Source organism: Candidatus Villigracilis vicinus, from assembly GCF_016702885.1.
GTDB classification, from domain to species: domain Bacteria; phylum Chloroflexota; class Anaerolineae; order Anaerolineales; family Villigracilaceae; genus Villigracilis; species Villigracilis vicinus.
In genome coordinates this window covers 270869-283173 of the sequence record NZ_JADJDD010000030.1, presented here as the reverse complement: position 1 = coordinate 283173, position 12305 = coordinate 270869, and the positions used below count along the sequence as shown (strand labels likewise).

Annotated in this window: 12 protein-coding genes; 10 read left to right on the top strand and 2 right to left on the bottom strand. The window is 49.1% G+C overall.

Annotation, left to right across the window (positions count from 1 at the left end):
• The first annotated feature begins 21 nt into the window (after positions 1-21).
• The 7 genes from IPG80_RS22250 to IPG80_RS22220 all read left to right on the top strand — a co-directional run bounded on the left by IPG80_RS22250 (position 22) and on the right by IPG80_RS22220 (position 8577).
• Positions 22-1569: a phospholipid carrier-dependent glycosyltransferase gene (locus IPG80_RS22250; RefSeq protein WP_345112118.1), complete on the top strand. Its 1548-nt coding sequence runs from the start codon at positions 22-24 to the stop codon at positions 1567-1569.
• A 37-nt stretch (positions 1570-1606) separates the two neighbouring features.
• Positions 1607-2434, top strand: a complete 828-nt coding sequence (locus IPG80_RS22245; protein WP_345112115.1) for an SDR family oxidoreductase — start codon at positions 1607-1609, stop codon at positions 2432-2434.
• A 70-nt stretch (positions 2435-2504) separates the two neighbouring features.
• The gene (locus tag IPG80_RS22240; protein WP_345112112.1) at positions 2505-3725 is read left to right on the top strand and encodes an acylneuraminate cytidylyltransferase; all 1221 of its coding nucleotides are present in this window, start codon (positions 2505-2507) and stop codon (positions 3723-3725) included.
• A 60-nt stretch (positions 3726-3785) separates the two neighbouring features.
• Positions 3786-4667, top strand: a complete 882-nt coding sequence (locus IPG80_RS22235; RefSeq protein ID WP_345112109.1) for an N-acetylneuraminate synthase family protein — start codon at positions 3786-3788, stop codon at positions 4665-4667.
• A 47-nt stretch (positions 4668-4714) separates the two neighbouring features.
• Positions 4715-5569, top strand: a complete 855-nt coding sequence (locus tag IPG80_RS22230) for a hypothetical protein (RefSeq protein WP_345112106.1) — start codon at positions 4715-4717, stop codon at positions 5567-5569.
• 144 nt (positions 5570-5713) lie between these two features.
• Positions 5714-7327 carry a hypothetical protein gene (locus tag IPG80_RS22225; protein ID WP_345112103.1) on the top strand — a complete coding sequence of 538 codons (1614 nt, stop codon included), beginning with the start codon at positions 5714-5716 and terminating at the stop codon, positions 7325-7327.
• Between the two features lie 8 nt (positions 7328-7335).
• The gene (locus IPG80_RS22220; RefSeq protein ID WP_345112099.1) at positions 7336-8577 is read left to right on the top strand and encodes an amidohydrolase family protein; all 1242 of its coding nucleotides are present in this window, start codon (positions 7336-7338) and stop codon (positions 8575-8577) included.
• A 42-nt stretch (positions 8578-8619) separates the two neighbouring features.
• On the opposite strand, the gene IPG80_RS22215 is transcribed toward IPG80_RS22220, so the two are convergent.
• The gene (locus IPG80_RS22215; RefSeq protein WP_345112096.1) at positions 8620-9066 is read right to left on the bottom strand and encodes a YhcH/YjgK/YiaL family protein; all 447 of its coding nucleotides are present in this window, start codon (positions 9064-9066) and stop codon (positions 8620-8622) included.
• Positions 9067-9660, bottom strand: coding sequence for a lysophospholipid acyltransferase family protein (locus tag IPG80_RS22210; protein ID WP_345112095.1), 594 nt, complete (start codon positions 9658-9660; stop codon positions 9067-9069).
• A 75-nt stretch (positions 9661-9735) separates the two neighbouring features.
• Here IPG80_RS22210 and IPG80_RS22205 point away from each other — a divergent pair, with 75 nt between their 5' ends.
• The 3 genes from IPG80_RS22205 to IPG80_RS22195 are packed head-to-tail and all read left to right on the top strand — an operon-like array spanning position 9736 to position 12045.
• Positions 9736-10581 carry a sulfotransferase domain-containing protein gene (locus IPG80_RS22205; RefSeq protein ID WP_345112092.1) on the top strand — a complete coding sequence of 282 codons (846 nt, stop codon included), beginning with the start codon at positions 9736-9738 and terminating at the stop codon, positions 10579-10581.
• A 40-nt stretch (positions 10582-10621) separates the two neighbouring features.
• Complete coding sequence (locus tag IPG80_RS22200) at positions 10622-11083, top strand: four helix bundle protein (protein WP_345112089.1); 462 nt, start codon at positions 10622-10624, stop codon at positions 11081-11083.
• A gap of 23 nt (positions 11084-11106) precedes the next feature.
• A complete protein-coding gene (locus IPG80_RS22195; protein ID WP_345112086.1) occupies positions 11107-12045 on the top strand; it encodes a glycosyltransferase family A protein in 939 nt (312 codons plus the stop codon).
• Positions 12046-12305 lie beyond the last annotated feature (260 nt).

Here is a 12305-nt window from a genome sequence, read left to right as displayed (position 1 = left end):
TGACTGTCACTTGTTCTTTGTATGACCAAACCCCCTTACGTTTCATTCTTAATCCTCAGCCTGCTTTCCCTTTCAGGAACCTTTCTCATCCTCTATGCGACTCCGCAAGGGCTGGGGCTCCTGGATGATTCCATTGGCTATATTGCCGGGGCGAGAAGCATCCTTGCTGGACAAGGCTACCGTGAAGCGTGGCTGGCATCGAACCAGCCGGTTACACATTTCCCACCCGGTTTTTCTGCCATTCTCGCATTTGTCGGCTTAAGTGGGCTCGACCCTTTACGCGGCACGCGTTTTGTCAATGCGTTGGCGTTTGGCGTAAATATTTTTTTACTGGGGCTTGTTGGCTGGCGTATGACCAGTTCAAGAGTCGCCGGTCTTGTATTGGCTGCTCTATTTTTGGTAAATGGGGAACTTTTTCGCATTCACACCACGGCAATGAGCGAACCGCTGTATATCTTCTTTACACTGGCGGCGTTCCTGGCTTTCTCTCATTACTTTGCTCGTGAAGAATCTGCAATTAAATTTTTATTATTCGCGGGTGTATTAACGTCATTTGCTTATCTGACACGTTATGCAGGTCTTGCTCTCCTTGCAACTTTTCTTGTTTCACTCTTTATCCTTCAAGATACTTGGAAGAAACGCCTCTCCAGCGCGGGCATCTTCCTGGCAGGGTTTATTCCCTTTGCCCTTGCCTGGGCAATTCGTAATCGCTTGTTGACCGATAACGCCACCAATCGCAAACTGGTCTATCACCCGATCACCTCCGAAAATATTCAACTTGGAATTTCCAATTTCGCCTCCTTTATTTTGCCCATTGAAGAATGGCGAAAGACTCTGATCAAAATCCCGAACATGTTTGCTGTTATTCTTTTTGGTCTCCTTTTGGTTTTGTTGGTTTGGATTGTATTCAAAGGACTGAAGAAGTTCACGGATCCCTCGCTACAAGCTCCTGAAGTGCTTTCTTTTATCAGTACGTTATATATCTTCGGCTATCTTGCATCGATCCTTTCTTCGATGACGCTGTTTGATGCCAGTACCAAATTCCAGCTTCGTATCGTTGCGCCGGTTTACGTCAGCCTGCTTATTATGCTGGTCTATTCTGGTTATTGGCTTTGGCGAAAACAAAAAATGAGTGTAGTTCTCCTGACTCTGGCTGTCTTCGTTTTCTCCCTTTCCGGCTTCACCAATACCCTCACCCAACTTCGCAAAGGCGGACAGGGATATGCATCCTTCCAGTGGTTCGACTCGGAAGCGATGAAATTTCTTGCAGAACTGCCTGAAGGTACGCGTATCTATTCCAATGAGACTGCGCCGGTTTATCTTTATACGAAGCACCCCGGTTACGTATTGCCTGACCTTGTAGACCCCGTCACTGGTCTGCCGCGCGGGCGATTTGATGAAGGGGTCGCCGAGCTTCAAGCCGATGTGCTTTCCGGTGAAGCTGTGCTGGCGTTGTTCGATGTGGATTCGCAAGATGTGGAAGTACAATCGGTCTATGTCATTCTTGCTGATGGGTTATATCTCGCCGTTAACAAACAAGGCGATAAAATCTATACCGCTTTTCCATAACGCGAAATAAACTTCGCGCTACTCAAAAGGAACCTATATGACCATTTTCGATAAATTCAATTTGAAAGATCGCGTTGCAGTCGTCACCGGCGGCGGCGGACAGTTGGGTTATGAATTCTGCAAGACCCTTGCAGAAGCAGGCGCAGCCGTCGTTGCCGCAGACCTCAACATGGATTTTGCTGGCAAGACCGCGACTCGACTCACCGAAGCCGGATATACCGCGATGGCGTTTCCTCTCGACGTGACCCGCCTCGAATCGACCCGGGAGCTGGTCGCTGAAACCGTGAAGCAATACGGCCGCCTCGATATTCTTGTCAACTCCGCCGCGCTTGACCCCAAGTTTGACCCCACCGCCGCAGAAAAAGGAATCGCCCCCGGCGCCTTCGAAGATTATCCACTTGCTGATTGGCAAGCGGCTCTCAACGTCAACTTGACCGGCATGTTCCTCACCACCCAAGCTAGTGTCAAGCAGATGGTTGCTCAGGGCAAAAAAGGCAGCATTATCAATATCTGTTCAACCTATGGTTTGAATGGACCCGACCAACGCATTTACATCAAAGATGGCAAGCGTGTGGCCTATAAACCCGCCTATTACACCACCACCAAAGCGGGTGTGATGGGTTTTACCAAGTACCTTGCCGCCTACTATGCCGAGACGGAAATTCGAGTCAATGCCCTTACCCCGGGTGGTGTGTATAACAACCACGAAGAGTATTTCGTCAAGAATTATTCCGCCAAGACCATCCTCGGTCGCATGGCGAAAAAGGATGAAATGAACGGGGCTTTGCTTTTCCTGGCATCTGAAGCCTCTTCGTATATGACCGGCAACAACGTCATCGTGGACGGCGGTTGGACGGCCTGGTAAAGAACAATAATCCAGTCTTCGATATTCGGTTGACGAATGTCGAAGATCGAGTTGCGAATATCGAGAATTTATGACCAATATCCTCGCCATCATTCCCGCGCGCGGCGGCTCAAAAGGAATTCCGCGCAAGAATATCCGCAACTTTGCGGGATATCCCCTCATTGCGTGGAGCATCGCCGCAGCGAAGCGTTCCAGCCTGGTGACGCGTATCATCGTCTCAACCGACGACGAAGAGATCGCTGAAGTTGCGCGTGCCTGGGGTGCGGAGACACCATTCCTTCGTCCCGAGGAATTGGCACAGGACAAGACCACCGATCTGCCTGTCTTTGAACATGCGCTTAAGTGGCTGGAAGAGATCGAAGGGTACCACCCCAAAATCGTAGTGCAATTGCGCCCAACTTCGCCCATTCGCCCGCGGACGATGGTGGATGATGCGATCAACATCCTGTTGGATCATCCCGATGCGGATTGTGTGCGCGGTGTGGTGCCAGCAGCCCAGAACCCTTTTAAGATGTGGCGCTTCAACGGCGAGGAACGACCGCTGGGGCAGTTACTCGAAGTCCCCGGCATTGCAGAGCCTTACAATGCACCGCGTCAGATCCTGCCCCCGGTTTATTGGCAGACGGGGCATATCGATGCCATTCGTACGGCTACGATCGTCGAAAAGAAATCGCTGACGGGCAATGTCATCTATCCTTTGATGATTGACCCGAAATATACAGTGGATATTGATACACTTCAGGACTGGGCAAAGTACGAAGCTGTCATTTACAGCGGATTGGATGTTGTCTCGCCGGGAAAACAACGCCGTCCCATGCCTGAAGCGGTCAAGATGATCATCTGTGATTTTGATGGTGTTGTGACCGATAACCTTGTCCTTACCGACGAGAATGGAAAAGAGACCGTCGCTGCCTCGCGCAGTGACAGTATGCATATCAAAACCCTGCGCGAAAATGGGGTGGAAGTGATGATCCTCTCTTCGGAACCGAACCCGGTGGTGAAGGCGCGTGCGAAAAAGATGGGGGTGGAGGCAATTCATGGGGTGGGCTTGCAGGACAAAGGTCGTGTGATGCGCGAAGTCCTCGAGCAGAAAAAAGTTCGGGCGGAAGATGTCATCTATATTGGTAATGACCTGAATGACCTGCCTTGCTTTGAAGTGGCAGGTTGGTCTGTGGCTGTGGCAGATGCATATCCTGAAGTGATCCGCGCGGCTGATCATGTGTTGACGAAGGGCGGTGGGCGGGGGGCTATCCGTGAAATGTGTGAGATGGTATTGGCACGATTAAAGTAGAATTAAGCATTGCGACCCCATATTATGTGGCGCAGACTGCGTAAAAAATTAGGAGATCAAATGACTCGTGAAATAAAATTTGGAAACCGAATGATGGGTGATGGGCACCCCGCATATATTATTGCTGAGATCGGGCTCAACCATAACGGCGATCTTGATATCGCCAAGAAGATCATTGACGCTGCCGTGCATGCCGGGGCGGATGCAGTGAAATTCCAGAAGCGCACACCCGAAGTTTGTACCCCGCCTGAACAGCAGAAACAAATGCGTGAGACGCCCTGGGGCTACATTACCTATTTGGATTATCGTTATAAAGTGGAATTCAACGAAGAGCAATATCGCGAGATCGACCGCTATTGCAAAGAAAAAGGCATCGATTGGATGGTCTCCGTATGGGATGAACCCTCGGTGGATTTTATGGAGAAATTTGAAACTCCGGCTTATAAAGTTCCATCAGCATCATTAACAGACCATAACCTTCTCAAGTATGTGCGCCAAACCGGCAAACCGGTCATCATTTCCACGGGCATGTCCACCATGGAGCAAATCCATAAGGGTGTGAATGCTGTTGGTGAAGATAACCTTGTCATCATGCACTGCACCAGCACCTATCCTTGTGAGCCGGAAGAATTAAATCTCAGAATGATCGAAACCTTGCGCAAGGAATTTCCTAATAACCCGATCGGGTATTCTGGGCATGAAACCGGGCTTGTGCCTTCTGCGGTGGCAGTGGCGCTGGGCGCCTGCTCAGTGGAGCGCCACATCACTCTGGACCGCGCCATGTGGGGCAGTGACCATGCCGCCTCTGTGGAACCCGGTGGTTTTGAAAAGCTGGTCAAATACATTCGTGTGACCGAAGCCGGGCTCGGCGATGGCGTGAAGCGTGTGTATGAATCTGAAAAAGCTCCAATGAAGAAACTTCGCCGTGTAGGGAACGAATAAAGAATTTTGTAGGGGCGAGGGTACCTCGCCCCTACGCTTATTGAATTATGGGAATTAAACAAACACTCCGCCGCGCACTCCGTCCATATGGAAAGACCGCCCAAGCCATCTGGCGCTGGAAGCGGTTTTCTTTTAACGATGCTCCACCCATCTTTGCGAACTCAAAACCGAAGAGCGGTTCACATTTGCTGTTGCAGGTGATGAACGGCTTCACCCAGATCATGCCGTACAAATATGTGGATGCAGACCCGATCCGTACGATAAAAAAAGACGGCGGACGACGGACCGCAGACGATATTTTTACAGATTTAAGATCTGTGCCGAATGGAGTCATTAGCTGGGGTTATGTGGATGCCACGCCAGAAAACGCCTCTTTCCTGACCTCGGACGGGCGCATCAACTTTTTCATTTATCGTGACCCAAGAGATATGCTCGTCTCACAAGTCTTCTTTGCGACCGATATGCACGGAGAGCACGGCATGCACGATTACTACAACTCCCTGCCCGATTTTGAGGCGAGACTCAATGTTGCCGTTACCGGCATTGATCGTGACGGGCTGAAGATGGTCAGCGTCAAACAGCGCTACGAAGGCGTCTTCCAATGGTTGAAACAAAAGAATACGATGTGCATCCGCTTTGAAGATCTTATCAATAACCGCGATGCGACTCTTATGTCCATGCTGGATGAGGTGGAGAGTACAGGTTACAAGATCCCAACTCCGCGTGAAAAGGCATTGTCGACCTTGGTGGATGCCATTCAGCCGAAAAAGAGTCACACATTCCGCTCTGGCAAAACCGGCGGCTGGACACAGCATTTCAGCGAAGAAAACAAGAAATTATTCAAAGATGTGGCAGGAGATTTACTGGTGCAGTTGGGTTACGAGAAAGACAATAACTGGTAATTCAAAAAGACCGGAATATTCTGGTCAAAAAAAAAAAAAAAAAAAAAAAAAAAAAAAAAAAAAAAAAAAAAAAAAAAAAAAAAAAAAAAAAAAAAAAAAAAAAAATTTTTTTGTTCTTTTGCTCTCTGTTACAATTTACAAATCATGAAGGAATTCTTCACCCAACGCATTAAGCGCGGACTTGTCCGCAGACTTACTCTACTTAAAGTTGCTTCGGTTGCACGCGAGGTGGCTCGCAAAGAACCGAAAACTAACGGCGCACCCGTCGTCTTTTTTAAAGCCTCCACTGGCATTGATGACCTTTCCTGGAACAGCGGCTTTCATTTGTTGACTACATGGGCATTGCGCTTGCAAGGCATCCCTGTGGCGTATTTTGCTTGCAACTCAGGCTTGAGTAAATGTGTGCTGGGAACAAATCGCGATAATCCACAAAAGGAAATGCCTTGCAAATCCTGTGTTATGCAAAGCAAGGCGTTGTATGCGGGGGTGCAAGCAGGCAAGCAAGCCGGTACACAAGTAAATTGGTTTGACTTTCAAAGAGATTCTGAGATCGAGAATGCCATTCGAGATCTGGATATCAGTCACTTATCACGTTTCACTCATCAAGACCTTCCTCTTGGTGCGCTCTGCCTGCCCGGTCTGCGTTGGGTATTACGCATCCATCACTTGAACGATGACGAGAACACGCGCTATCTTTTGCGGGAATATATTTTGTCTGCCTGGAATGTGGCGCAGAAGTTCTCGGCTTTCCTCGATCAGACTCAGCCTCGGGCTGTAGTGGTTTTCAATGGGCAGTTCTTCCCCGAAGCGACAGCGCGGTATATCGCCCAAAAACGCGGACTGCGCGTCATCACCCATGAGGTGGGTTTGCAGCCTGCTACGGCGTACTTCACTGACGGCGAAGCAACGGCGTATCCTATTCATATCCCTGCTGATTTTGAATTGAGCGAGGCGCAAAATGCCAAACTCGATGCCTATCTTGCCAAACGCTTCCAAGGTGACTTTACGATGGCAGGCGTTAAATTTTGGGCGGAGATGAAAGGCTTGGACGAAGTCTTCTTGAAAAAGGCGGCTGGCTTTAAGCAGATCGTGCCTGTCTTTACCAACGTCATCTTTGATACCAGTCAACCGCACGCCAACACCGTATTTGAAGATATGTTCGACTGGCTTGATATGGCCCTGGAGATCGCCCGCGAGAACCGTGATACGTTGTTTGTCATCCGCGCACACCCCGACGAGACTCGGGTGAGAAAATCCAGCCGCGAAACGGTTGAGGGATGGGCAGCCAGCCGCGAGCTAGAGAAAGAGGCGAATATCGTCTTCGTGAGTCCGCGTGAGGCGTTGAGTTCCTATGAGTTGATTCAGAGATCCAAATTTGTGATGATCTACAATTCCACGATAGGTTTGGAAGCATCCATTATGGGGGCGGCCGTGTTATGTGCGGGCAAGGCGAGATTTACGCAGTACCCCACGGTTTTCTTTCCGCAAACGGTGGATGATGTTAGACGCAAGATGAAAGAGTTTTTGACGGCAGAACGTATTGACGTCCCCGCGGAGTTTAAACGCAATGCCCGTCAATTCTTGTATTTCCAATTATATAAAACATCGTTACCCTTTGGTGAGTTTTTAGAGCCTTCGGTGCGCGTGACGCAGACGAAGTTGAAATCGTTTGATTTGGACGAACTGGTGAAATCCGATTCTGTGAAAGTGATCCTGGAGGGGGTATTGAATGACGGGGATTTCTTGTTGAAAGAATAGAGGAAAACATGACCTATCAATTGATCCGCAATGGTACGTTGATCGACGGAACGGGCGCTACTCCGATGACGGATGCCGCCGTGCTTGTGAAGGATAACCGCATTCAGGCAGTGGGCAAGGCGAGCAGTATTCGCCTGCCAGATGCGCAGACGACGGAGATCGATGCCAAAGGCGGATTTATTTTGCCGGGGATGATCGATACACATGTGCATGTCATGTTGGAAGGTGTCAACATCGTGCGCGATATGATGACGCCCTTCTCGATGCGTTTCTATAATTCAGTGAAGTATTTGAAGAACACTATCGATGCTGGTATTACTAGTGTACGCGATGCGGGTGGCGCGGATGCTGGCACCAAGCAGGCGGTGGAGAGCGGCGTGATCCTCGGTCCGCGTTTGCAGATCAGCATTAGTGTGTTAACCACTACAGGCGGGCATGGCGATGGCTGGATGCTTTCTGGCATGGAATATGACCTGTTCATGGCTTACCCTGGTTTTCCCGAATGCCGCGTGGATGGCGTGGATGATTGCCGCCGCAAGGTGCGCGAAGTGCTGCGTGCCGGGGCAGATGTCATCAAGATCTGTTCGACTGGTGGTGTACTCAGCCCAACCGATCACCCGGAGTTCACACAATTCTCTCCTGAAGAGTTGGAAGTGATCGTGCGCGAAGCATCGTATCGGCGCGGCGTGAAGGTTATGTCGCATGCGCAGGGCGCAGAGGGCGTTAAGAATGCGATCCGTGCCGGGGTGCATTCCATTGAGCATGGAATTTTCCTGGATGATGAAGCCATTGACTTAATGCTCAAGCATGGCACCTATCTTGTGCCGACCTTGCTAGCTCCGCTGGCAGTCCTTGAAGCAGGTGAGAAGGGTGGTATGCCCGAGTATGGCATTCGTAAATCTCGTGAAGTGATCGAGATCCACAGCGATAGTATCGGACGCGCTCACAAGGCGGGTGTGCGCATTGCCATGGGCACCGATGCGGGTGTTATGCCGCATGGAACCAATCTGCGCGAACTGGGGCTAATGAACAAGATCGGTATGAACCCTATGGAAACCATCGTTTCTACAACGAAGACGGCGGCTGAATGTTTGGGCTGGAGTGATCAGGTTGGGACAATCGAGGCGGGTAAACTTGCCGATATTATTCTGCTGAAAACCGACCCATTGAAAGATATCCGTTCCTTGGAAAATGTGGATAATATTCCGCTGGTGATGAAAGACGGCAAGATTGTGAAAGATAAGCGCTAAGTATTTGACGCAAAAAAAGAGGAGCTCATAAGCTCCTCTTTTTTATTCCACTGCTATTTTTATAACGATCTTGCGGGCTGGCTTCGACTCGCCCAGCGCCATACTCGGCATGTGCGCATCTTCGGGGAAGAGCAGTACAAAATACCCGCTTCTCAATGCGATCTGCCCGCCTTCACCAAACAAAGGCAGGAAATCTTTTTCGGACAGGTATTCCCCTTGCTCCAGGTCATGGATATTGGCGTAGCCCATGCCTTCCGCACCTTGCACCACGTATTGCAGGTCAATGTAACGGCGATGTGCTTCCCACTTGCCTTCTGATTTTGGTTTGGTGGTGTATTCCTGAACCAACACATACATGCTGTTGTCAATTTCGTGCCTGCCAACAGGGAGTGTGTGGATATCGATCTGAGCGATATAGTCGAATGCCTGCTTGAATTTTGGGTGAAGCGGATAATAGAGAGCCGCATTTTCGATTCGGTCGATGATCATTTAGCTTTCCAAAGTAATGTATTTCTTGCGTGGGTTAACCCCAACCATGCCCTTGAACATCTCTTGAATGGACTTCATGTCCGCTTCCATGTCCTCGGTCAGGTGGAAGATATCTCCCACCCGCATGGCTTTGTTTTTGCCGTCCACTTTTGCAGTGACGATGGGCAGCTCTGCCCCTTTGGCGATGTGATAAAAGCCGCGCTTCCATTCTTTTACCCCGTGGCGGGTGCCTTCGGGGGCAATGGTCAGAATGAACTTGTCGCTTCGTTTGGAGGCGTCCACCATTTGTTCCACCAAGCCTGAAGATTTGGAACGATCTACAGGAATGCCGCCGCACCAGTAGAAGAACCATCCGAACGGGCTGCGGAACAACTCGGCTTTGCCCATATAGCGCACATCCGCTTTCAGGCGAAAGATCACTCCCAGAAACAGGAGAAAATCCCAATTTGAAGTATGAGGCGCGCCGATGATCAGATATTTAGGCAAGTTCGGCAACTTCCCTTCTACGCGCCAACCGGAAAGGCGCATCAAGGAATTGCTGATCAAACGCAGGATGGGGCTGATGATGGGGGTGTTGAAAATGGTTAGTTTCACTGGATTTTCCTCAACACATAAAACCCCAAAAAACCGTTTGAGTCGCGCATGGTGAAATTGTGGTTAAATATCTGCATGCTGAAATCGTTCCTTCGTTCTACAGTCTATCATACCGAAAAAGGGTTACAGCGCCTGCGTTTTGCCTCACAGTCGGTGAATATGCCTGTTTTGCTCGGTATTTCCTTCCCGAAAAGCGGCACACACCTGCTTGATCAGATTTTGCTTGGTTTCGCAAACGTTGCGCCGTATGCCAAACGTGTGCATTCGTTTTATGCCGAGTATGAGGGCGAAAGTGGAAAAAAACGTGAACCCGAAAAAGCTCTCGTATGGCTTGACTCGCTCCATCCACGTGATATTGCATCTGCGCATCTCTTCGCCCGACCTGAAGCCATTGCCCGCGTATGTACAGAAAAATTCGCGCCTTACTTCATCTTCCGCGACCCGCGTGACGTGGTCGTCTCGCATGTCTTCTATGTCACCGACATGGAAGCGCGTCATGTCCATCACGACTATTACCAATCCCTGCCCGATTTTGATTCTCGCCTTAAGGTCAGCATCCTTGGCAGACCTGATGCGAATGTCGAATTCTCAAATATCGCAGACCGTTTTGAACCCTACCTCGGCTGGCTCGATAAAAAAGAAGTGTTGACCATTCACTTCGAAGACCTGATCCACCACCGCGAGTCGACTCTCACCTCCATCATGGATCACCTCCTCAGCCGTGTCACGCTTCAAGCTCCCCGACAATTGATTCTCGACTCCCTCGAAACCTCCATTAACCCGAAAAAGTCCCCGACCTTCCGCTCCGGCAAGACCGGCGAATGGAAAAAACATTTCACCGAGGAACATAAAAAGATATTCAAAGAAGTAGCGGGTGATCTGTTAGTGAAGTTGGGGTATGAGAAAGATGGTAATTGGTAAGTATGGGAATCGGACTTCGGGAATCGGGTAGGAGGTTGTGATGAGTGTAAAGAGCCTTGAAACGCTTGAAGTATGGAAAAAAGCAAAAGAATTTTGCCTACGTAACTATCGTGAAGTTTTACCATTGCTCCCATCTGAAGAAAAATGGAATCTTAGTCAACAAATACGTCGATCTTCAAGCAGCATTCCTGCGAACATTGCAGAAGGCTATGGACGATTCTATTATCAGGAGATTATTCGGTTTTGTTATATTGCCCGTGGCTCACTGGAGGAGACCTTAAGTCATTTAGTCTTGTGTGCTGAGTTGAAATATCTTCCAAAACCCTTATTTGACTCATTGGAACAGGATGGGGAGAAGCTAACCCAGTTGATCAATGGATACATTGGCTACCTAAAACGCAGTAAACAAGGTCAAAATGAACCGGGTGCTAGCCATATAGCTCGTGAAGGGGAATCTCCATACATTACCGATCTTTCCGAAGACCACATTGGTATTGAATGACGATTCCCAATTCCCGAATCCCGATGCCCTGCTCTTTGGTCATCCGCGCTTATAACGAAGCCCAGCATCTTGGGCGTCTGCTTGAGGGCATCAAGCAACAAACCATAAAAGATGTAGAAATTATATTAGTTGATTCAGGCTCTACCGACTCAACCGTTTCCATCGCGGAAAATTACGGTGCGAAGATCGTCCACATTCCCTCAGCGGAGTTTACCTTTGGGCGTTCGCTCAACTTCGGGGTTAAGTCTGCGAGCCGCGAATTGATCGTCATCGCCAGTGCACATGTCTATCCCGTCTATCCTGATTGGCTGGAAACTTTACTTCGTCCATTTCAAGATGAGCAGGTTGCTCTGACTTACGGCAAGCAATGTGGGTACGAGGGTTCAAAATATTCCGAGCATCAGATCTTTCATCAATGGTATCCAGAGATAAGCAACCCCGACCAGGTCACTGCATTTTGTAACAATGCCAACTCCGCCATCCGCAAAAGCCTGTGGGACGTGCATCCCTACGACGAAACATTGACCGGGCTCGAAGACCTGGAATGGGGCAAATGGGTAAAGGGGCAGGGATATAAGATCACTTATGTCGCTGAAGCGGAGATCGTCCACATCCATAATGAAACACCTCATGGTGTTTACAATCGTTATCGTCGTGAAGCGATGGCGTTGCGAAGAATTTATCCTGAAACCAATTTCAACCTGTATGACTTTTTCCGTTTAACTTTCACCAATATTTTTAGTGACCTGTGGCATGCCGCCCGCGAAGGAGTATTGTTGAAAAGTTTTTCGTCCATCTTTTGGTTTCGTTTTGCTCAATTTCGCGGAACTTATATGGGGCATCGTGAGACGAGTTTGGTGACACCACAGCTAAGAGAAACCTTTTATTATGCGCGGGAAAGAAAGAAGATGGATGAAAGAAAACGGGATGTGGAACCGATCCAGTATGATGAGAAAAAATAAGGTGATTGTTTTCGATTCGGTATAATACCTAGGTCATGCCGCATTTTTCCAGAAAATCCAGCCGTTCGATCTTAACTTCACTTGGTTTCCTCGTTGTTGTTGGGGTCGCTCTGCTGATTTTATTTTTCCGACAGCCTTCCGAGGCTGGAAGCCAATTCTTATTTGGCTTATCTGCGGCTCGTTTGTTGAGCGGGGGCATATTCATCCTTTTGATCGCCGGTACCGCCTTTGCATTTTTCTATTTCCTATACCAATTCTGC

Excerpts from the sequence above, each read along its gene's own strand:
- IPG80_RS22250 (WP_345112118.1), top strand. The coding sequence starts at position 22 with ATGACCAAACCCCCTTACGTTTCATTCTTAATCCTCAGCCTGCTTTCC.
- IPG80_RS22245 (WP_345112115.1), top strand. The coding sequence starts at position 1,607 with ATGACCATTTTCGATAAATTCAATTTGAAAGATCGCGTTGCAGTCGTC.
- IPG80_RS22240 (WP_345112112.1), top strand. The coding sequence starts at position 2,505 with ATGACCAATATCCTCGCCATCATTCCCGCGCGCGGCGGCTCAAAAGGA.
- IPG80_RS22235 (WP_345112109.1), top strand. The coding sequence starts at position 3,786 with ATGACTCGTGAAATAAAATTTGGAAACCGAATGATGGGTGATGGGCAC.
- IPG80_RS22230 (WP_345112106.1), top strand. The coding sequence starts at position 4,715 with ATGGGAATTAAACAAACACTCCGCCGCGCACTCCGTCCATATGGAAAG.
- IPG80_RS22225 (WP_345112103.1), top strand. The coding sequence starts at position 5,714 with ATGAAGGAATTCTTCACCCAACGCATTAAGCGCGGACTTGTCCGCAGA.
- IPG80_RS22220 (WP_345112099.1), top strand. The coding sequence starts at position 7,336 with ATGACCTATCAATTGATCCGCAATGGTACGTTGATCGACGGAACGGGC.
- IPG80_RS22215 (WP_345112096.1), bottom strand. The coding sequence starts at position 9,066 with ATGATCATCGACCGAATCGAAAATGCGGCTCTCTATTATCCGCTTCAC.
- IPG80_RS22205 (WP_345112092.1), top strand. The coding sequence starts at position 9,736 with ATGCTGAAATCGTTCCTTCGTTCTACAGTCTATCATACCGAAAAAGGG.
- IPG80_RS22200 (WP_345112089.1), top strand. The coding sequence starts at position 10,622 with ATGAGTGTAAAGAGCCTTGAAACGCTTGAAGTATGGAAAAAAGCAAAA.
- IPG80_RS22195 (WP_345112086.1), top strand. The coding sequence starts at position 11,107 with ATGCCCTGCTCTTTGGTCATCCGCGCTTATAACGAAGCCCAGCATCTT.